This window comes from Mucilaginibacter sp. KACC 22773, from assembly GCF_028736215.1.
GTDB lineage: Bacteria > Bacteroidota > Bacteroidia > Sphingobacteriales > Sphingobacteriaceae > Mucilaginibacter.
On the sequence record NZ_CP117883.1, the window covers coordinates 588,100 to 610,201 of the forward strand.

Here is a 22,102-nt window from a genome sequence, read left to right on the forward strand (position 1 = left end):
TCAATGGCCTTTGAATATGAGGTTAACAGCTAATAACACTACGTATTGAAGGATAAGTACGCCATCCATAAAGAAAAAGTAATAGTACTCGTCTTTTTTCCAGGCCGATTTAAAGATAAGCCAACCGGTTAAAAATACCGTAAAAGTTAGCGCAAAAAAATCCAGGCTAAAGCCGTTATTCCTGAAAATGAATAATAGTACCACATAACCGGCCAATAACACCTGGCAAAACAGGTAGGCATTTTTTTCGCCCCAAACTACCGGGATGGTTTTCAATCCCATTTTGCGGTCGTCAAAAAGATCGCGAATATCAAAGGGAATAGTAAGTGCGCCTATAAACAAAAAACGTTTAGCTATCAGTATAGTGGTATCGCGCATGGATACACTGGCGGCATGAAAATGCATAGCCTCCAGTATAGGAAACAGTACGCAGCTCATTGTCCACACCAGGGTAATAAGGAATGGTTTTAACCCGGGTATATTGCGCAATCCGAATTTTTGCTCGCCCACGGCAAACAGCGGCAGGCCATAGGCAAATGATAAAATACCCAAAAAAACCAGAAGAATTTTTGATTCAATGGAGATCAAAAAAAATAACGGTACCAGCGATAATAATGAAACTATGGTAAATGTAACCATAAGCCGATAGTGGGCAAAAAACCAACGTACGCGCTTATAAGGAGATGTTTCGGGCTTCTGAGGTTTGGTAATGATGATACAGAAATTGTAGATGCCTAAAGTGGAGGTGAATAGCAAACCCAATACCGGCAACACCGGTTTTGACCCTATTAAGTGGAATGTTACCAATGCCTGCGCCACCGCGCAAAGCGACATGAAGATATTACTGAACAGCAGGAAATCAAAAACAGACTGAAGCGATCTTTTCATTGGTAATGAATGTGCCTGGGGGTGATGTTATGTAAGCTTACCCGAAGGAGCATGCCCGGCTTTTAATGTAAATATCGTAATCTCTGGTAATATTCCAACTCTGCCATATAAACCTACAAAGCCAAAACCTACATTTACATATAATTGTTGCATGCCTTGCTGATAGTGGCCCGCCCATTCAGTATAAACATATTTTATAGGGCTCCACTGAAAATCATTTGTACGAACGCCAAACTGCATACCATGGGTATGGCCCGAGAACATTACATCTATTTGTGGATAGTCATTTAAAACCTGTGCACGCCAATGCGACGGATCATGCGACAGCAAGAGTTTAACCGGCAGGTCGTCTGTGTTTTTGGCGGCCAGTTCCATGCGGCCATATTTAGGGAAGCGGCTGTGCAGGCTCCAGTTTTCGATGCCGAGAATGCCTATTTCTTCGCCATTTACTTTAAGGCGGCGGTTCTCGTTGCGCAATAAGTCCCAGCCCATATTTTGGTGGGTGAGAATCAGGTCTTGATGGTCTTTTATTTTATCGGCCGGGCTTTGCCAGTCGCCATAGTCGCCGTAATCATGATTACCCAAAGATGAATAAACGCCAAGCGGCGCTTTTACTTTGCCGAAAATATCCTGGTAATCCCTCATTTCGCTGGTCTGTCCGTTAATCAGGTCGCCGGTGAAAAATATAAAATCGGGCTTCTCTTTCAATAGCATTTCTACGCCGCCAAGTACCGCCTTTTTGTTATAAAAACTCCCGGAATGGATATCAGAAATTTGCCCCAGCTTAATGCCATCAAAAGCTTTTGGTAAATTGGGTAAATATAGGGTTTGATAACGTACATGGTAATCATACAGCCCCCTTGGCATATTGATTTTTATGGCAGCCAGGGGAATGGCACCTGCAAGCAGACCGGCCTTCAACAAAAACTCTGACCGGGGGATGGCATCCGGCGGAACGAGGGTATTATGCGCAGGTGTTTGATTTTTAAACCTGTTTTTACGCCACACCAGCAAACGTTTTATATCGTCAATTAACAGGAAGGGCAAAAAGGTAAGCTTGCCTATAAATAATAGTGAAAATATGAGCAGGCCGGCTGCACGAACGCCAAGGCCCGCAAAATATATATAAACACCGGTGAGCAAACCGCAAATGACTATAATGGAAGCCGCCCAATATAAAAAGGTAAACGTCTTTTTTTGCAAAAAATGCCATTTTGGGAAAGCCCCTCGAATGCCGTTTAATACATAAAGGTCAATTAGCAAAAGTGCCGAAATGATCAGGATGATATTAAGCGCGGTGTCCGTCATTTACACAAATGTACCAAATTAATAACGGTCATCATCTAAATCGAGGTCGTCTTCATCAGGCTGCAGGTTAAATAAACTGTTAAACATATCAGAGAAGGCAAAGCCATTATCTAAAAAGCCTTTGTTTAATTGCGAAAATTCTGATAGGCCGTGCAGCACAAACTCCATTAGCAATAAAGTTTGATTTTCACTCAGGCGCGGATGTGATTTTTTAACCAGGTCTTTTAAGCCGGCAACCTCGGATAGTTCTTTTTTATAATCAATTGCCGACATGTCATCAACCAAAGCCAGGTTATTGCCCTCGCCAAACCAATTGATAATGCTGGCATAAGGGTTTACACCTTTAGTCTTTTTAGCCTTTTCAGGGTCGGGGAAAAAGGTTAGCAGCAAGGTTTTGATAGCTTTGCCAATCAGGATATTGGCTACTTTGCCCGGGCCTTCCAGTTCACCTTCATAAACCAATTCAATTTTGCCTGTAATGGCCGGGATAACGCCCAAAAAATCGGTAATGCGCACAAAAGTGCCGGGCTCATGGTTCATGATCATCCGGCGCTCGGCATTACTAATCAGGTTTTCATAGGCCGATATAGTTAAGCGCGCCGATACACCCGATTTTTTATCGATATACTCGGAGTTACGGGCTTCAAAAGCAATTTGCTCAATCAGGTCTTTTACCAGGTCGTCGGCTTCAACGGCATTGCGTTGATCGTTGGTTAATGATGCTTCCTGTTGGGTGATCTTCCTTGAAATTTCTACCGTACGCGGATAGTGCGTTAAAATCTGGCTTTCAATGCGGTCTTTTAGCGGTGTAACGATAGAGCCGCGATTAGTATAATCTTCAGGGTTGGCCGTAAATACAAACTGGATATCTAAAGGCAAACGCAGTTTAAAACCGCGTATCTGGATATCCCTTTCCTGCAAAATATTAAATAGCGATACCTGGATACGGGCCTGCAAATCGGGCAGCTCGTTGATCACAAATATACCACGATGGGCGCGTGGGATTAACCCAAAATGGATAACGCGTTCGTCAGAATAGGTCAGTTTTAAGGTGGCGGCTTTAATAGGGTCAACATCGCCAATTAAATCGGCTACGGTAACATCTGGCGTAGCCAGTTTTTCGGTATAACGCTCCGAGCGGTGAATCCAGCCTATAGGCGTTTCGTCTCCTTTTTCTTCGATAACACTATGGCCGTACCATGATATAGGGTTGTATGGATCATCAAACAAATCTGATCCTGTAATATATGGCACATATTCATCAAGCAAATTAATTAACAAGCGCGCTATGCGGGTTTTTGCCTGTCCGCGTAAGCCAAGCAGTAAAATATTGTGGCGCGATAGAATGGCAGTTTGCAAATCGGGTATAACCGTATCCTCAAATCCGATAATACCTGCAAAACCGCCTTCGCGTTTTTTTAGCTGTTCTATAAGGTTGGCACGTAATTCATCTTTCACCGAACGGCTTTTGTAACCACTTTTTTTTAGTTCGCCGAGGGTTTTAATATCTAATAATTTACTCATTTGTTGAATTTGAAAATTTGAGGATTTGAAGATTTGAAAATGGAAAACCCATGATCTTCAAATTGCCATCTGATGTCTTTATTTTGTGTGGAAGCTATGCTTGTTGAAATTGGAAAATAGCATTTTCAAATCTTCAAATTAGCACATCTTCAAATTAGCGTACCGTTTTTCTTCTATTCTTAATATAGTCCTCAAAAATATACTCGCCTAAACCATTCAGCGAACTGTAAAAAGCCTTGCCGCCGTTAGTTTCTGTAAATTTACGTACAAACTGTTGCAGGTAAGGGTCTTTGGCTATCATAAATGTGGTTATCGGTATTTTTAAGCGCTTGCACTGCGCGGCCATGTTAAGGGTTTTGTTAACCACTTTCCTATCTAACCCTATGCTGTTTTTATAATATTTAGTGCCTTCCTTTAAACAGGTAGGTTTACCATCGGTAATCATGAATATTTGCTTATTATGCGTTTTACGGCGGCGCAATAAATCAGTAGCCAGCTCTAACCCTGCATAGGTATTGGTATGATAAGGGCCTACCTGTAAATAGGGCAGGTCCTGCAGGGTTATAGGCCAGGCATCGTTACCAAAAACAACAATATCCAGGGTATCCTTAGGGTATTTGGTACGGATAAGCTCGGCAAGCGCCATTGCTACTTTTTTGGCCGGGGTTATCCGGTCTTCGCCATAAAGAATCATGGAGTGCGAGATATCTATCATCAGCACGGTAGAGGTAAGGGTTTTATAATCCATTTCCTCTACTTCCAGGTCGCGTTCAGTCATCATAAAATCACCGATGCCATGGTTAACCTGGGCATTATGGATAGATTGGGTCATATCTATCTGATCTAAACTATCGCCAAATTCAAACTCGCGGCGTTCTGCATTTTTTTCATCGCCCTGCCCCGATTGTGGCGAGCGGTGATTACCCTTCCCCGATTTTTTAAGCTTACCAAAAATTTCTTCCAATGCCGATTGGCGGATGCTTTGCTCGGTTTTAGCGGTGATATTAAAACCACCGGTTTGCTGATCATCGCTTAAATAGCCTTTTTGCTTAAGTTCATCAATAAAGTCGCCAATACCATAATCATCGTTGGTAAGGTTATATTGCTTATCAAGTTCATTTAGCCAGGCCAACGCTTCGCCTGCATCGCCCGATGTATAGTTGAGCAATTCGAGGAATAATTTCAATAATTCTTCAAATCCGCCTTTAGGGATCTGGTTGGGGGTAAACCTGGAAAATCCAAAACCACGCATATCTTGTCCTTTCTGTACTATAAAGGAACGGATAATTATTATGAAAAGTTTGGAGCAGGAGGGATTAAAACAAATTGTTAGGTAAGAATGACAATTTAGAGGTTTTTAATTTGAGGATTTGAAAATTTGAGAATTTGAAAATGAATGCTCTAAAAGTTTAAGAACTGGAAGATGCGAAGTCTGCCAGTCCTTAAATATTTTTGAATTTTGAATTTTTATTTTTGAATTAAATATACACCAAACTATTCAAAAGTTCTGTAGGGTAAATAGGGTTGGCGCCGCGCTGGCTGGCAACATATGCACCTACGGTACAGGCTTTATCAACAACCATTTGCATAGGGTGTTTAGCCAGCAACCCAGCTACAAAGGTGGCCAGGAATGCATCGCCTGCGCCTACCGAATCGCCAACTTTTACGGGGCAGCCGGGGCTTTCATAAAACTCGTAATCGTGCCATACTATGGCGCCGTGTTCGCCGCGCGTTACGCAGATGGTGCGGTTATGATATTTGGAGCGGAATTCGGTTATCTGGTCGCGTAAGGAGCGGCTACTGCCGCCAATTAACAAGTTAGCCTCGTCTTCGTTCATTTTCACTACATCGGCGCGGGCAACCAGTGTTTCGATGGTAGATAGTGTGTAATGTGGCGGGCGCAGGTTTACATCAAATATTTTGAGCGCGTCGGTTTCGTCGAGCAGGTTAAGTAATGTTTCGCGTGTTTTGGCCGAGCGGCAGGCCAGGCTGCCGTAAACAATAGCCGCCGAATTTTTAGCTGCAGCGTTAAGCGCATCGGTAGTTTCAATACAATCCCATGAAACAGGTTCGGGTATAATGTAGGTTGCCTGGTTGTTCTCGTCCAGCTGCACGGTAACCTCGCAGGTTGGGTATTCGTCGTCCTGTTGGATGAGGCCGGAGTACAGCCCGTTTGATTTCAGGAATTCGATCAGCATGTCGCCACTGTTATCCATCCCAACCGAACTTGCAAAGGCAACTTTTACACCTTGCTGTACAAGATGCCTGGCCACATTCATAGGCGCGCCGCCTGCTTTTTTACCATCGCCAAAAGCATCCCATAAAACTTCGCCGAAGCTTAATACCTGGTTTTTCATAAAAGAGTTTTTTTAAAGGCAGTAAACTCAAAGATAGTTTATTTTTTGTCTGAACCGGAATTCACCGAATTAAAGAATTTTCAATTTTTTTTAACTCTGCTGGTTCCGTAAATTCGGTGAATTCCGGGTCAGATAATTTAACTATCTTCAAATTATGAAAAAACTCCTCCTGTCAATCCTCCTAATGTTGAGCGTTTACTTATGCCGTGCGCAGGATAAGCAATCTATAGTGAATTTAATGTACACCCAGGAAAAAGCCTGGAACCGTGGCGATGTTGAAGGGTTTATGCAGGGCTACTGGAAATCAGATTCGCTGGTGTTTGTAGGAAAAAACGGGCCCGACTATGGCTGGCAAACCACGCTTGATCATTACAAAAAGCGTTACCCGGGCAAGGCTGCTATGGGCCGGCTTAAATTTACCATTTTACAGGTAAAAGTGCTTGATGCCACCAATGCATTTGTTTTGGGAGGCTGGCACCTTAAGCGCATTAAAGATGAGTTGGGCGGTTATTATACCCTTTGGTTCCGCAAAATTAAAGGCGAATGGAAAATAGTTTGCGACCACACAAGTTAGTTCCGGATTTGAGATTTGCTCAAAACCTTTTTACATTTGGCCCCCGGGGGTTTAATGGATGAAAAGAGGTTTGGTTATAGGCAAGTTTATGCCTTTGCACAAAGGGCACATCGCGTTAATTGACTTTGCTTTGCAGCATTGCGATGATCTTATTGTTTTGGTAAGTGCCAGCTATGATGAGCCCATATGGGGAAGCCGTAGGCTGGAGTGGGTTAAGGAAACTTATAAAGAGAATAATAAGGTGAGGCCGTGGCTGTTAAATTATGATGAAGCCGTTTTGCCAAACACTTCTGCATCGTCTGAAGGTGTATCCCGCATCTGGGCCAATTATTTGCAAAAGGAATTACCCCCTATTGATATTATATTTGCATCAGAACCTTATGGCGCCTATATGGGAAGGTTTTTGAATTGCGAAAGCATGATATTTGACGAGCCACGCAAAATAGTACCGGTAACGGCCACGCAGATAAGGGATAAGCCGTTTGCTTTCTGGAATTTTTTGGCAGATGCTGCCAAGCCTTACTTTACCAAAAAGATATGCCTGCTGGGAACCGAGTCTACCGGCAAAACCACCATGGCAAAACGGTTGGCGCATCATTTTCATACAGTCGAGGTGGCCGAAATGGCCCGCGATATTTTGGAACATACCAACGAATGTACTGAGGATGATTTGCAGCGGATAGCCGAGCTGCACGCCAAAACCATCAACGAAAAGATAAAAGATGCCAACAAGATTTTGTTTGTAGATACTGATCTGAACACTACCCGGTCATACAGTCACTTTTTGTTTGATAAGGATTTAGAGGTGCCGGAATGGGTTGAGGCAGCCAATCATTTCGATTTGTATATATACCTGGATGTTGATGCCCCATATGTGCAGGACGGCACCCGGCTTAACGAGACAGACAGGAACAGGCTGGACGAAAGCCACAAACAGGAATTGGCCAATCATGGTATTCACTATGTTTTGATACAGGGTGATAGTTGGGACGAAAGATTTGAAAAAGCCGGGAAAGCAGTGGTGCAGTTTATAAAAACAGGAACTGTTTAATTGCCAGGTAAATGTTGTATTTCAGCTGCCTATAACCCTAAGGTCAGCCATCGTCTTAAATAATTCATTTTTATAACCTTCATTAAAAACAGACTGCTATAACCAAGGGCAAAGCACAATTTGTAGCCTGCCGGGGCAATCACTTGGGTATAATAATTTAACGGTTAATTATACTTACATTCACACAACTTTGTTTTACAAAAAGGGGCTAAAATTGCAGAACAAATTTTGCGCATAAGTGTTTCCTCTTACAACTAATTATGAGCATAAAAAGATTCCAGGTTTCGGGCAAGTTCAGTGATGTTAGTAACAGCCTGCAGGCATCTGATGTTCTGGACTATTTACCGGTAGCTGTTTATGCATGCGACAACCTTGGATACATCACCGATTACAATAAATCTGCTGCAACACTATGGGGTCGCGAACCGGATATAGGAAAAGATTTATGGTGTGGATCATCGAAAATATTAAATAACGATAATGAACCAATTGCACCCGATGAATGCCCTATGGCCCGTAGCCTTAAAGAGGGGGTTTGCATTGAAGGAGAGCCAATAATTATTGAAAGGCAGGACGGTACAAGGATAAATGTGCTGTCATATCCTGTGCCTCGTTTTGACTTGAGTGGGACATTAATTGGCGGCATAAACACGTTGATAGATATAACCGGGCAAGTAAAAATGGATCAAAAGCAGGCCATGCTGGCTGCTATAGTTGATACATCGGACGATGCCATCATCAGTAAAACGCTCCAGGGAATTATTACCAGCTGGAATAAGGCGGCAGAAAGAATGTTTGGTTATACCGAGGCCGAAACGCTTGGTAAACATATATCAATAATTATCCCCGCCAACCGGATAGCCGAGGAAGAAACGATAATAAATAATATAGCCAAGGGGAATGCGATAATCCACTTTGAAACCTACCGGTTAACAAAATATGGAAAAGAAATCCCCATTTCGCTTTCTGTTTCGGCGATAAGAGACCAGGACGGACGAATAACGGGTGCTTCTAAAATTGCACGGGACCTTACCGATGTATATGCTGCCGATGAAAAAAAGGCCGTATTATCGGCCATAGTTGATACATCTGACGATGCTATAATCAACAAAAATATGCAGGGCATTGTAACCAGCTGGAATAAATCTGCCGAAAAAACTTTTGGTTATTCGCAGGACGAGGCTGTTGGCAAACACATTTCTTTAATCATCCCACAGGACCGGTTGAGTGAAGAGGAAATTATAATACAAAATATTTCGGCCGGTAACCGTATCGACCATTTTGAAACGATAAGGATAAAAAAGGACGGGGATACCGTCCCCATTTTACTATCGGTATCTCCGATTAAAGATAAAAGCGGCAATGTTATCGGCGCATCTAAAATTGCCCGCGATATCAGCGAAAGAAAAATTGCCGGAGCAAAGCAAGCTATGCTGGCAGCAATTGTAGATACATCAGATGACGCTATCATCAGTAAAACGCTGCAGGGCATCGTTACCAGCTGGAATAAAGCTGCCGAAAAAACTTTTGGATATACCGAGAACGAAGTGATAGGGAAACACATATCCTTTTTAATCCCCAAGGACAGGTTGCAGGAAGAAGAAATTATTATCCGGAATGTGGCCAATGGCATCAGAGTAGATCATTTTGAAACTGTTAGGCTAACCAAAAGCGGGCAACCCATACCAATTTCACTTTCAGTATCGCCAATTAAAGACGATAACGGTATAGTAATTGGGGCCTCGAAAATAGCACGCGACATAAGCGCCTTAAAAACAGCTTTGCTTAAAACGCAACGTTATGCTGAGCATCTTGAAGTGATTAATTCTTTAAGCAGAACGATTTCGGAAGACCTTGACATGGAGGTTATTTTACAAAAAATTACGGATATAACCACACAATTAACAGGCGCGCAATTTGGTGCCTTTATTTATACCGACCGTAAGCTCTCCACCGGCGAAGTTTATACATTATGTACATCATCCGGCGCATCTAAGCAGGAATTTGAGCAGTTTAACTTTATAGCAAATTCGTGGTTGTTTAACTTCGCATTTACAAGCAATGCTATTATACGCATTGATGATATTAACAAGGTAAGCCTGGCCAGCAAAGACCTGCCTCGCGGGCATCCGCCTGTTGCAAGTTACCTGGGCGTTCCGTTAACTGAAAGTTCTGCAAATATTATTGCCGGCCTTTTCTTTGTACATGCAGAAGCCGGTATGTTTACCAGGGAACATGAAGTTATTTTACAGGCCATATCCCTGCAGGCCGTAATTGCCTTGCAAAATGCCCGGTTATATAAAGAGGTGGTAAATTTGAACCTGAAGAAAGACGAATTTATTGGGATGGCCAGCCATGAATTAAGAACGCCGCTAACCAGTATTTCCGGATATCTGCAAATTTTAGACCGGTTAGAAACCAATGAAAAAAGCAAAAGGTTTGTATCCAAAACAGTGCGGCAGGTCAGAAAACTTTCGTCCCTTGTATCTGATCTGTTAGATGTATCCAAAATTGAAGCTGGAAAGCTGGAGCTGAACAAACGGCATTTTAATATAAAAAGAATAGTGGAAGAAGCGATCGAACTCATTCAGGATGCGCAAATCAGCCATCAAATCAATTTTAAATCAAACGTAGATGTTTTAACTATAACAGCCGACCCTCAAAGGATTGAGCAGGTGATTATTAACCTGCTAACCAATGCTATCAAATATTCACCTGCCGGCAAAAAAGTAGACGTTGTACTGGAAGATCTTGGCAGCGAAGTTAAGATTGGAGTTAAAGATTCGGGAATAGGTATAAAACCAGATAAGCAGAAGAATATTTTCAATCGCTTTTACCGGGTCGAGGACCTTAATCCAAGTATGGCCGGGTTAGGAATAGGGCTTTACATTTGTAAAGAAATTACCGAACGGCATGGCGGAAAACTGTGGGTTGATAGCGCATACGGAGCCGGCAGCACCTTTTGGTTTTCATTGCCGGTTAAATAAGTTACAATATCCCGTTATACAATAGCTCAGAAGCTGTCTAAAAAAAAACAGACCGCCTTTGCGGGTACCCACCAGCTCAACTGTAAAAAAATAATGACTGCAAATGGTAGTAAAGACGCATAATTGCATCTCCCGCGGGTTTAAGTTAACCCTTAAAATAAAAAGTTATCTTAGTGTCCCTAATAAGGATATTTAAAGAATTTCCCTTGAAGAGTTTGGAGCATACAGCCGGCGGTTAAAACGGTATTGGAAAAATACAAGGAATCCTGAATTAAAAACTATCAGCGTAATTGTTGTTTTCTCACCCAACTCTTCTTAAAATCCAACGGATTTTGGCCCACCATTTTATTGAATAGTTTATTAAAGTAGGATAAGCTTTCGAAGCCAACAGCGTAACACACTTCGGTTACATTTTTATCCTGCATCAGCAGGTTTTTGGCAACATCAATGCGGTACTGGTTTACAAAATCGGTGAAGGTGATGTTGGTTTGTTTTTTGAAGTACCTGCAAAAGGCGGCCGTGGTAAAGTTTACTTTGGCGGCTATCACATTTACATCGGGGTGGCGGTTGTAATTACCGCCGATGTATTCATACACGGCACCCATCCTGATTTTATCTTTCAAGAAAAATTGCAGGCTAATATCCTCATCATTTAAAATGGTTATTTTGTCAGAATTGGCCAGCACCTGGAAAATCTCCATCAACGCCAATAATTGGCCAAATGAGGTTAACGTCGGCAACTGCTTTAACTTTTGTACGGCTATGCTTTTGGTTTCGCCATGAAATGCAATGCCATTGGCTGCTTTTTTAAATAGTTGGTTGATGGGGGTAAACTCGGGCGTTGTGCTTACGGCCGTGCCCAAAAAATCTTCTCTCAATTGAACAACAATCTGGTGATATTCGCTGCGGAGGCGGTAATCAAAATTAAGATGAGGCAAATTACTGCCGATTAAAACCAAATCGCTTTGGGTATACCCTGATATGTGCGAACCAACATGCCTTATCCCGGTGTCAGCTTCTACGTATACCAATTCATATTCGGGGTGGTAATGCCATAAAAAGGTATTGCGGAGCCTGGGCGAAAATAGCTTGAATGATTTGCCCGGTTCAAAATCAACTACCTCCAATTGTATTTTATCCATTCCTTATTATCCATTGATGTTTAATAAAGATACATATTTGGTCAATACAGAGCAAATATTGGTCATTGCAAAGAATAGCCACCTTTGCAAGGGGCGGTAGATTTGTATTATTAAACCAATACAAATGATGAAGACAACAGATGCACCCATGACTATGGCACCCGGACCGGAAAACGCTCATAAAGAAATTCCTGGCAATCCGTCTACAGCAAAAACAAGCACCATACGCCTCAACGAACGCAAGAACAACGAGCCATTGCACATACTCAGCGAAGCTGACTGGAAGTTTTGGGTAGACAATGGATACGTGATCATTAAAAATGCAGTACCTAAAGAACAGGTTGCCAAACTGGCCGCTTACCTGTGGGAATATGAAGGCAAGGATGCCGATAATATAGAAACCTGGTATAAGAGGCCCAACGCCCAAATGCAAATGACCGAGCTGAATAACACGGGTATGGTTGAGATTTATAACCAGCAATTGATGTGGGATAATCGCCAGTACCCCAAGGTTCATGCTGCATTTGCCGATATTTGGGGCACCGAAAAACTTTGGGTTACTATTGACAGGGCTAACCTGAACTTTCCGCTTAAGCCAGGTTTCGAATACAAGGGTTTTATCCATTGGGATTATGATCCCGAAACCAGGCCGCAAAACGTACAGGGTGTACTTGCGCTGGCCGACCAGACTGACGAGACGATGGGCGGTTTTCAGTGCATCCCCGAATTGTACCGTACCTATGATACCTGGAAACTTACCCAGCCCGCAGATAGAGATCATTACAAACCAGATACTACCGGCTTTGAGATAGAGAAGGTGAAACTGGAAGCCGGCGACTTGCTGATATTTAACAGCCTGCAGCCCCATGGTATTCGCCCCAATACCAGTAATAACAAAGTAAGGATAGCCCAATACATTGCTATGATGCCCGCTCAGGAAGACAATGAAGAATTGAGGCAGTGGCGCATTAATAGCTGGCGAAGCCGCGAAGCTATGCAAGGCTACGCCTTCCCCGGCGACCCGATGGAACGCGAAAAGCAAAATCCGGTTGCAGAATTATCTGATTTAGGAAAGAAGCTCCTGGGATTGGAGAGATGGTAGAAGGATGATGTGCTTTGGTTTTCGTTGGCTGTTTCCTCGCAGCCAACTTTTCCTTTTCCGTTGGCTGTGTCCCCACAGCCAACTTTTGCCGTATTGGTATTTATTCCTTTTTAGCTTTTTTCTTTCTTAAGTACTTGCTGAAAACGTTAATATACCTATCGTCAAATTTTACTTTGGTTATATCCTCAAAATCAATTTTATCCGGGTTGTCTGAGATGAAACCTTCGGCGTCAAAATACTCAATGTGGACTTTTTTTGTGGTGATTTTTAAGATTGGACCTATGCTAAAAATAATGTCGGCCGGATCTTCAACCTCTACAATAGCATTCAGCCTGGTAGCTTGTATACTTTTAAAAACGGATTGCCAGCTGCTCAAATCGATTTTATAGCTAATGCCTACTTTATCCGCCTCGCCTTCGGCTATCATGATTTGTTTAAAACACTTGTCAAATTTGTTATGCCGTATTTTCTTTACCTGTTTAACAGGTATTACACTGTATCCCTGCAATGTAAAGTCGCCTGCTTCGTGTAGTAAAATAAGATTATCAGAAAAATTAAGAATATATCCGCTGCTTGCTTCGTCGACTCCCTGGGCTACCGTTCGCGTTATTTTGACATAATTACCTAGATGAAGTTTTAATTTATCAGCGATCATTGAGGATAAGATTTGCCTTAAAGATATAAATTATTGCAGCGATTGACCGTGGAAAGTTGTCTTTAAGGATACAGGCGACGGGACAGTTGTGAGGACTATCTGAATGGCAAAAAAATAGCGGTGAAGAAACCTCACCGCTATAAATAATTTTTATTCAGAAAACCGAGCCCCGCATCACGAACCCGGCAACAGAAATCAAAAAGGCTTGCCCGCCGCCAACTCTTTGTTAGCCCATTTAACAGCCAATCCCTCGCGGAATTTTGCGTATTTTTCCTTAAAAGCCATCTTGAGCAGGCTATCTACGCCGCCTTTAATAGCCAGGTTGTATAAACTTGCGGCCTTGCGGGTCATAGATGCATCCCAGGCGCGCAGGCTTAATGAGTAGGAGCCATCAATATATTTCATCCAGTGCCAATAGCCGGTAGGCATAAACAGGGTATCGCCATGCTCCAAAAATACTTCGGTACCTTCTACACCATCAAGTGCTGGGAATTTTTTTACATCGGGGTTTAATACATCATAGTCCTCCAGCGCATAGGTAGCGTTAGGGATGCAGTACAGGCGGCGCTTCCATTTATTTTCAAACAATATTACATGCTTGCGGCCGCCAAAATGCGTGTGGAAAATATGTGGCAGGTCGATGTCGTAATGTAAAAACGTTACCGAGTTTGATCCGCCGAAGAACATGCCGGGCATGCTTTCCAAAAAGCCGCCCATGAGGTCTTTAGGCAATACAATATCATTTAATAATTGCGGCGCCTGCTTAAAAATATTAAAAAAGAAAATGCGCAGCTCCGTTGGTTTACTGCGTATCAGATCAATATATTCATCAAAAGGCATCTCGGTAGCCGATGAGTTAATCGGCTTTGATGGATCGGCTTTAGAGTTATCGTACAACGGCACCACCTTATTGCCAACAACCTCTTTTAGGTATTCTGGAGTCCATTTTTCGCGGGCAGGCCATGTTTTTGTGAGGCCTTTAATCACCAAAGGGCGGCGTGGGGTTAAATAGTTCTTCTTGAAATCCTCAGGAGAAATATTTTCAACAGTATCAATCGGGTTAAGTATAAAACTCATAATATCACCTTCCGGTTGTGCTAATTTAATTAGGTATCTTTAATATTACCCAAAAGTAAACAAAGGAACGAAATAAAATTTCAAAAGGTATCCGGCAGGTGTCAAAATAAACAAAGGCCAAAGCTTTTTAGCTCCGGCCTTTGTCTATTTTAAAGTTATCATTTCACAAACCATTGCACCAGTCGACGAACTTTGACTGAAATGGGCTGCAAATAACAAACTCAAAAATGCTTAGTTAGGCATTAAAACCGTATTTACTACGTGTATAACGCCATTGCTTTGGTTAACATCGGCAATAGTAATCCACGACTGGGCGCCTTTTTCGTCAACCAGGTATAATTTTTTGCCTTTTGCCATAACAGTTAATTTGCCGCCACTTACAGTGGTTAATTCGGCTTTGCCCATACCTGCTTTAACTTTTGCCCATAAATCGGCTGCGCTTAGTTTGCCTGCAACAACGTGGTAAGTTAAAATTTTAGTTAAAGTTGCCTTGTTTTCGGGTTTAACCAGGTTATCAACTGTACCGGCAGGCAATTTGTTAAAAGCTTCGTTTGTTGGTGCAAACACGGTGAACGGGCCTTTTGACGACAATGTTTCTACCAAGCCAGCCGCTTTTACAGCTGCAACTAAAGTTGTATGGTCTTTTGAGTTAACTGCATTTTCAACAATGTTTTTGGTTGGATACATTGCTGCGCCACCTACCATTTTGGTTTGGGCCTGTACTGCGGGGGCTGTTGCAAAAGTTGCTAATACAAGGGCTGCGAAAATTAATTTTTTCATTTCGGTAATTTTTATAATTTTTTTAATGGCGCCTGCGCGCCTGATTGTTTGTGTTTTTAATAACCAAGCCGCCACGAGCTCTTGACAGTTGAATTATTATTTATTGGAAGATACGGCCAGTTTTGAAAAACGGTTTTATCAGCGGGGAAGGTTTCTTACACTATTTTAGGGTAGTGTAAATTAAAAGAACAGACCAGCGGCTATATTATCGGCATATAGCTTGCCGGTGGCTGTAAGATAGATGATACCATCCTTTTCGGTAATCCACTCTTTATCAAAAAATTCGCGGGCTTCAATATGCAGTTGGTCTGTAGCGCCTTTGGCAATGTTATTTAGCCTGTTTAAATCAAGGCCCCACATGGTGCGGATAGAGGTCATGATGTATTCGTTCAGTCGGTTATTTTCGGTAAGGGTTTCCGTTTCGGCTGGTATTTTACCGGCTATGATGGCCTTAGTATATTTAGCGTTATTGGCAATGTTCCACTGTCTTACTTCACCATTGTAGGAGTGTGCCGAAGGGCCAATACCCAGGTATTTAATACCCTGCCAGTAGTTGGAGTTATGTTTTGAATATTTACCAGGTAGGGCAAAATTTGATATTTCATAATGCTCAAAACCATGATCGGCCATCGCTTGCATCAGTACCATAAACTGGGCAGCGCTTTGCTGGTCGTTCATGGGCGGCTGCTTTTTTTTGCTGATGAAGGCTGCCAGCGCGGTTTGCGGTTCTACAGTCATGGAATACGCGGATATGTGCGGAATAAATAATTCAAAAATTTTATCCAGGTTTTGCTTCCACTTGGTATCGGTAAGCAATGGGTAGCCGTAAATTAAATCGGCTGTTATATTTTCAAAGCCGGCATCCTGCACCCGCTTTACGGCCGACTCGGATTCGCGGGCGCGATGGGCGCGGTTCATCCAAACTAAATCTTCATCAAAAAACGATTGGATGCCAATGCTGAAACGGTTTACATCTGTTTGGCGCAGGGCTTTCACTTTGGCAACATCCAGGTCGTCGGGATTGGCTTCCAGTGTAATTTCGGCGTTGGAGGCAACTGTATGCAGTTGGGTAATCGTGTTAATAAGCAGGTGGATCTCGTCGGCCTCCAAAACAGACGGAGTGCCGCCTCCAAAATAGATGGTTTCTACGGTTTCGCCATTCAGGTAGCTTTTTTGCAGTTTAATCTCGCTTACCAATGCCTGCACCAGCTCATTCTTATATTGCGGCGAGGTGCTGAAATGGAAATCGCAGTAATGGCAAGCTTGTTTGCAAAAGGGGATATGTATGTAGATGCCGGCCATGTTTTAAATTGATGGTAAATTGCTGTTAGCTTAAAGCTTTGTCCATTTGCCTTTGGTTTTTTGTAAACTTTTAGAGCAATGCAAAACAGGGCAAAGGTAAACGCAATTATGGATTTCTTGGGAGCAGTTTAAATTTGATTGAGAATATTTACGTGTGATACAAAAATCATTGCCGTTGACTTTAATCAACGGACTAATAATTAAAATACCAAGGCTTTAGCCAATCCAGCTTAAATATCGGGAGGCTGTTTGTTATTCACTCATTATTTCAGGATGGGAATAATGCCTGGCATTAATTGGCGTATATGCCGTATTGGCAAATTTTTAATCTTTTATTGCTTTTCATCGCTAATAAAATGGGTGTTTCGGAATAGTTATTCCCAACTATATTTACCTTTTTGCTATAAACTATTAAATATACAGTAAATAAACAGGAAATCTGTATTAAAATACATTGCACTAACTTTTTTTGGTTAAAATAATAAGTCGTAAAATAAAAGAAATTGTCAATGAGTGATATTTTTGTAACTATTGGGCATTTTCTTTTGCTTAAGCCTGTTTTATCGCTATTGGTTTCCCTACAAGAAATATTTCTCCCTTAAAATCAGCGAAAAACAATTTTTCATGGTATTTTCAATAAATTTTTCTTTTGCAAAAGAAACCTTATTACCAATGTTTTACGTATCAAGACTATTGAGGTTTTCAAAAGTGCGCCGCACCCCTGATTTTTACCATGACTTTATTAATTATTTTTATATGAAAATAACCTTACTTAAATCTTTATGGATAGTATGTATTGTTTTCATTGCCCATATGGCTGTTGCGCAAGAATACTACGATGGAACTAATACCCCGAGGCAATATTACTATAACAGCTTGGAGTCGGCCACTGCCGGTACGGTGTCAACATTTTTACCGGCGGCGGGCTCTACCCGGAATTCGTCATCGGCTACTATTGATTTGGTTTCAAGCTCATCCTTAAATTCTTCTAAAAGCTTATCTTCATTAGCCCTGGGCGCTGTTGGTTACCTTCGTTGGAATTTCATGAGCAACGGAAGCTCTGCTGCAGCGCTTAGCATGTCGGGCCGAACCTACGAATGGGAGTTTGATTACAAGAATGTAACCGGTGCCGCAACTGCCGATAACTCCGTCACCATGGCGGCAAGCAGTTCATCGGCTACAGATTCCTGGCGTTATTGGCTCATTGCAAATACTTATACTGCTAACAGCGCTACTGATTACACCAAAGGCCTGTACGTTACCCAATATAATGGTAACCTGGTTTTAAGACTTAAATATGGTACTGCCAATAACCAGGTCACAAACTATGCAACCGTATCGATGCCAAACAGTAGTACAACAACTTACCAGGTACGTATTGTAAAGTCGGTTATCGGCTATTATTACATTTATATTTTAAACAGATCTACCGGAGTCACCACTACTTCGGGGCCAACCAACGTAGGCACCACCGTAAGTGGTGTTGATTTAAATACCTATAATTTTTCGTACCTGGAATCTTCAACTTCGGCCGCCAACCGTTTTCAGTGGGATAACTTTAATTTTTACCAGCAAAAAGTGGAGTATATCCCCATTACAAGCACTGCTAACGGCATTTCTTCCACTATCTCTCCGGGGCAGGTCAATGTTATACCGTATGGTGTAAACGCGAACATTAGGGGAGATATCAATTTTGGGATGTTGCGGTTCAATTCGACAACAAACGGGCAACTCATATTTTCGAGTGGTGCCCTTTTTAAAACTACTAATAGTGTGCTTTCAGCTGCAACAGGAACATCACTGGTAACGGGTGTAAGCATGAATAGCACTAACACCTCGCAAATGACATTGCCCACGTCCGAATATTATTATTCGGCAGGCAATACCGATGGTACTACGGTAAATGTAATTAATTATTTTCTTGTTGCACAGGCGCTAAGTACTTTTAGTTCATCTGCGCCTACCAGTATCACTTACTCTGTAAGTACCGCAGCTGCCGATAATTTTCAAAGCTTTTATACCAGCGGATTTTTTCCTTATAACGGCGCGTCAACAACAGGCGCCACGGTTGGGGTAGTGAAAACATATGACTGGACGGGTAGCACAAGCACCGATTGGAACAATACAAGTAACTGGAGCTCAAGCACCGTACCAACATCTATTGATGCCGCACGCATTGGTGTTGTTGCTTTATCGGGGAGCAAATTTTATCCAATAATACCGGTGTCATCAGCTGCTACCTCTGTAGGTAGTATAATCTTTGGCACTGATAATTCTCAATACACAACTTTTGCCGTAAACACCCCTTTTACAGTTAATGGCGATGTAACTGTAACTGCATCGCTTGGCGTTAACAGCACCAATGGCAGCACCTATTCGTTAACCTTATCCGGAACGGGTTCATTAACGGTAACAGGTGCATTAAATATTGGCGATTATAGCTTGCCAAAAGCCAATAACACCCCATTTTCGTTCACAACATCTATACCGCAGATGACTATAACGGGCAATATTAACTTACTTTCGACCCTTGATAACGGTCAAAGAAACTTTGATGCCAAAATAAGCATTATAAGTGGTATCGTAAGCGCGAACAGTATCGCATCGTCTAATCAAACCGCCCAAAATTTAACGCAGATTGATAATACCTCAACCGTGAGTATAAGTGGTACGGGCACATTAAAGTTGATCGGACCGTCTGCGTTAAGCGCATTATCCTCATTGGGGACGAACGTAATGTCATTTAATAATGCGGGCGCAACGGTTGAGTATGCCGGAGCCAACCAAACCATTTATACCACCGCAACCATTACCGGTGCATCGGGCTCCGGTACGGGTAATCTGACTAACGGGGTGTCGTACTATAACTTAAAAACATCCGGCTCGGGTGTTAAAACGGTACTTGGAAGCACGCTATCAGTCAGCGGCGATTTAACTACCACCAGCGCCGCGGTTGATTTAAATACAAATGACCCCACTGTAAATGTCACCGGTAACTGGACAAACTCTACAACGGTAACGCAAGACAGCGGTCCGATAACTATTGGCGGCAACGTCACCAACAACAGCGGCGGTACACTTGCCTTAGGATCGGGCAATTTAAGCATCGCCGGCAACTATACCAATAATTCGGGCGGCGTGTACTCACAAAGTACCGGTACAACTTATTTTAACGGCTCGGCTGCACAGTCCCTGAGCGATTTAAGCTCCGCAGGTACCGTTTTTAGCAACGTGAATTTTAGCGGCACATCGTTATCCAATGCCAAAACCATGTCTGGTTCGGGTGGCTTTGCTGTAGCCAGCACCGGTACGCTTACCATGGCCAATGCCACCACAAAACTTGATGCCGGCGGGGTATTAACTTTAATGTCTAATGCCTCGTCAACAGCTACCGTGGCCCAAATACCTACCGGCGCTGTTATTACCGGCAACGTAAACGCGCAACGCTATCTTACAGGCGGCGCCGGGTTCAGAGGGTACCGCCTGATGTCGCCGCCGGTTAATATCAGCTCCAATACTTCGGGCGCGGGCAACATCGGCCTTAGTTATATCAGTACATCGCAAACTTTTGGCGGCGTTACGTACCGGGGCGCTTTAACAGGCGGGCAGGGTACCGGTTTTTTTGTTTTTAATGGGAATCCCTCATTATATCTTTATAACGAAGCCTTAACTACAAATAATTCTAACTCCTATGTTTCGGGCAAAAACGTAGGGGTATATGATATTACAGCAACCGGGGTAACAACCAGTTCAGGTTATCCTGCTGTTTTAACCACTGGGGTAACCATACCTGTAGGCAACAGCTTTTTATTCTTTTTTATTGGCGATAACAGCAGCACGCAAACCGCATCGGCAGTGCGTACGCCCGAAAATACAACCATTACAGCAATAGGTTATTTAAACCAGGGAAATGTACCGGTAAAATTCTGGAATACCAACAGCACATCAATACCTTACCATACCGGTACCGGCGCTATATTGCCGGGCTATAACCAGGTGGGCAACCCGTACGCAAGCACCATTAGCCTTGATGTGTTTTATGCCGATAATTTACTTACACCCAGCCTTATAAGCCCTATTTTTTGGGAAATGAGCCAGCCGGCACAAACTTATATCTCCTATAATGCTTTAACTCATACAACATCAAATACCAAAGCCAGTAAATATATTGTGAGCGGACAGGGCTTTATCATAGATGCCACAGCAACCGGGCAAACCGCAACTTTTAAAGAAGACCAAAAGGTAAGCTATCCCGCCATAACCAAATCAACCACCCCGGCTTTACTGATGAGTACTAAAAACGATATCAGGATGTTAAAAAAATCTTTTAGTACGCCTGCCCGGGAAAATACCCCTGCCGGTATGCATTTACAGCTTACTAAAGATAGTATGGTAAATACACAATGTGGTATATACTTTGCCAAAGAGTGGGATGATAAGTTTCACAACACCGAAGATGCCCTTGATTTAGATGGAGCATCGCCTAAGGTATACCTATCCAGCTATTCTGCAGATGGCGTAAGGACATCAATAAACCAGCTTGCCGATTATAAGGAGACCGGGAAAAAGGTCAAACTGTTTGTGAGGGCCACTGCAAGCGGTCTTTATAACCTTGACCTGGTTGATATTAATACCGACACCGTACAGTATAAATTTTACCTGATTGATCATTTCAAGAAAGACTCGCTTGATATAGGCAGATACAAATCATATGCCTTTAATATTGTAACTGCGGATACGGCTACTTTTGGGGGCAGCCGCTTTGAGTTATCTGTTCAGCAGCAACCGGCATCAAAATATCAGTTAGTTACCTTCACCGCTCAAAAAGCTACTGACGGCGTTTTAGTTACCTGGAGAACTTATAACGAGGGCAGCAATTATTTTTTTACTGTAGAAAAACAAGAAGCCGATGGCAGCGGTTATGCTCCTGTTTACCAGGTACAAAGCAATGGCGGTACTATTTATAAATACACCGATAAGTTACCTAACACAGGCAATAACGTTTACAGGTTAAAACAGGTTGATTTATTTGGCAATATTTCCTACTCAAACCCCGTAAGCATCTATTTTGATAAAAATGGAAACGCGGATATGTTTAGTGTTTATCCAAATCCAACAGCCGAGACTTTAAATGTAAATGTTACCAACGGCAAAATTACAACGGTTCCAACAGCCTATAAATTAAATATTTATGATATAACCGGGGCGCTTGTAGTTCAAAAAACATCTGTTAAAGATACCTGGAGTGAAAATGTGTCGCAGTTTATACCTGGCGTTTACATTGTTGAACTGAAAGATGCCGGTGGTAATTCGTTAGGTAAAGCAAAGTTTGTAAAGAAGTAAAAACCTTAATAA

15 protein-coding genes are annotated in these 22,102 nt (G+C 42.4%); 5 read left to right on the top strand and 10 right to left on the bottom strand.

The window, feature by feature from the left end:
* The 5 genes from PQ469_RS02510 to PQ469_RS02530 form a co-directional block, all read right to left on the bottom strand.
* On the bottom strand, positions 1-888 hold the full coding sequence (locus PQ469_RS02510; RefSeq protein WP_274211569.1) for a UbiA prenyltransferase family protein: 888 nt from the start codon (positions 886-888) through the stop codon (positions 1-3).
* 27 nt (positions 889-915) lie between these two features.
* Positions 916-2,196 carry a metallophosphoesterase gene (locus PQ469_RS02515; protein ID WP_274211570.1) on the bottom strand — a complete coding sequence of 427 codons (1,281 nt, stop codon included), beginning with the start codon at positions 2,194-2,196 and terminating at the stop codon, positions 916-918.
* Between the two features lie 18 nt (positions 2,197-2,214).
* Positions 2,215-3,720 carry a sigma 54-interacting transcriptional regulator gene (locus tag PQ469_RS02520; protein ID WP_274211571.1) on the bottom strand — a complete coding sequence of 502 codons (1,506 nt, stop codon included), beginning with the start codon at positions 3,718-3,720 and terminating at the stop codon, positions 2,215-2,217.
* Positions 3,721-3,874: 154 nt separating this feature from the next.
* On the bottom strand, positions 3,875-4,972 hold the full coding sequence (locus PQ469_RS02525) for a vWA domain-containing protein (RefSeq protein WP_090642439.1): 1,098 nt from the start codon (positions 4,970-4,972) through the stop codon (positions 3,875-3,877).
* A gap of 226 nt (positions 4,973-5,198) precedes the next feature.
* Positions 5,199-6,077 (bottom strand): carbohydrate kinase family protein, encoded by an 879-nt coding sequence (locus PQ469_RS02530; RefSeq protein ID WP_274211572.1) that lies wholly within the window; start codon positions 6,075-6,077, stop codon positions 5,199-5,201.
* Positions 6,078-6,231: 154 nt separating this feature from the next.
* On the opposite strand from PQ469_RS02530, the gene PQ469_RS02535 reads away from it, so the two are divergent.
* The 3 genes from PQ469_RS02535 (at position 6,232) to PQ469_RS02545 (ending at position 10,689) form a co-directional block, all read left to right on the top strand.
* Positions 6,232-6,651 (top strand): YybH family protein, encoded by a 420-nt coding sequence (locus PQ469_RS02535; protein WP_274211573.1) that lies wholly within the window; start codon positions 6,232-6,234, stop codon positions 6,649-6,651.
* A 58-nt stretch (positions 6,652-6,709) separates the two neighbouring features.
* Complete coding sequence (locus PQ469_RS02540) at positions 6,710-7,702, top strand: AAA family ATPase (protein WP_274211574.1); 993 nt, start codon at positions 6,710-6,712, stop codon at positions 7,700-7,702.
* 260 nt (positions 7,703-7,962) lie between these two features.
* On the top strand, positions 7,963-10,689 hold the full coding sequence (locus PQ469_RS02545) for a PAS domain S-box protein (protein WP_274211575.1): 2,727 nt from the start codon (positions 7,963-7,965) through the stop codon (positions 10,687-10,689).
* Between the two features lie 281 nt (positions 10,690-10,970).
* Here the strand turns inward: PQ469_RS02545 and PQ469_RS02550 are convergent, their stop codons facing one another.
* Entirely contained in the window at positions 10,971-11,831 is an 861-nt protein-coding gene (locus PQ469_RS02550; RefSeq protein ID WP_274211576.1) for an AraC family transcriptional regulator, read from the bottom strand.
* A gap of 124 nt (positions 11,832-11,955) precedes the next feature.
* On the opposite strand from PQ469_RS02550, the gene PQ469_RS02555 reads away from it, so the two are divergent.
* Positions 11,956-12,933 (top strand): phytanoyl-CoA dioxygenase family protein, encoded by a 978-nt coding sequence (locus PQ469_RS02555; RefSeq protein WP_274211577.1) that lies wholly within the window; start codon positions 11,956-11,958, stop codon positions 12,931-12,933.
* Between the two features lie 100 nt (positions 12,934-13,033).
* On the opposite strand, the gene PQ469_RS02560 is transcribed toward PQ469_RS02555, so the two are convergent.
* The 4 genes from PQ469_RS02560 to hemW form a co-directional block, all read right to left on the bottom strand.
* Complete coding sequence (locus tag PQ469_RS02560) at positions 13,034-13,588, bottom strand: hypothetical protein (RefSeq protein ID WP_274211578.1); 555 nt, start codon at positions 13,586-13,588, stop codon at positions 13,034-13,036.
* A 195-nt stretch (positions 13,589-13,783) separates the two neighbouring features.
* Positions 13,784-14,665, bottom strand: coding sequence for a cupin-like domain-containing protein (locus PQ469_RS02565; RefSeq protein WP_274211579.1), 882 nt, complete (start codon positions 14,663-14,665; stop codon positions 13,784-13,786).
* A 231-nt stretch (positions 14,666-14,896) separates the two neighbouring features.
* On the bottom strand, positions 14,897-15,445 hold the full coding sequence (locus PQ469_RS02570; protein WP_274211580.1) for a fasciclin domain-containing protein: 549 nt from the start codon (positions 15,443-15,445) through the stop codon (positions 14,897-14,899).
* A 180-nt stretch (positions 15,446-15,625) separates the two neighbouring features.
* Complete coding sequence (gene hemW / locus PQ469_RS02575; protein ID WP_274211581.1) at positions 15,626-16,747, bottom strand: radical SAM family heme chaperone HemW; 1,122 nt, start codon at positions 16,745-16,747, stop codon at positions 15,626-15,628.
* A gap of 756 nt (positions 16,748-17,503) precedes the next feature.
* On the opposite strand from hemW, the gene PQ469_RS02580 reads away from it, so the two are divergent.
* Positions 17,504-22,090 (top strand): T9SS type A sorting domain-containing protein, encoded by a 4,587-nt coding sequence (locus tag PQ469_RS02580; protein WP_274211582.1) that lies wholly within the window; start codon positions 17,504-17,506, stop codon positions 22,088-22,090.
* The last annotated feature ends 12 nt before the right edge of the window (positions 22,091-22,102 follow it).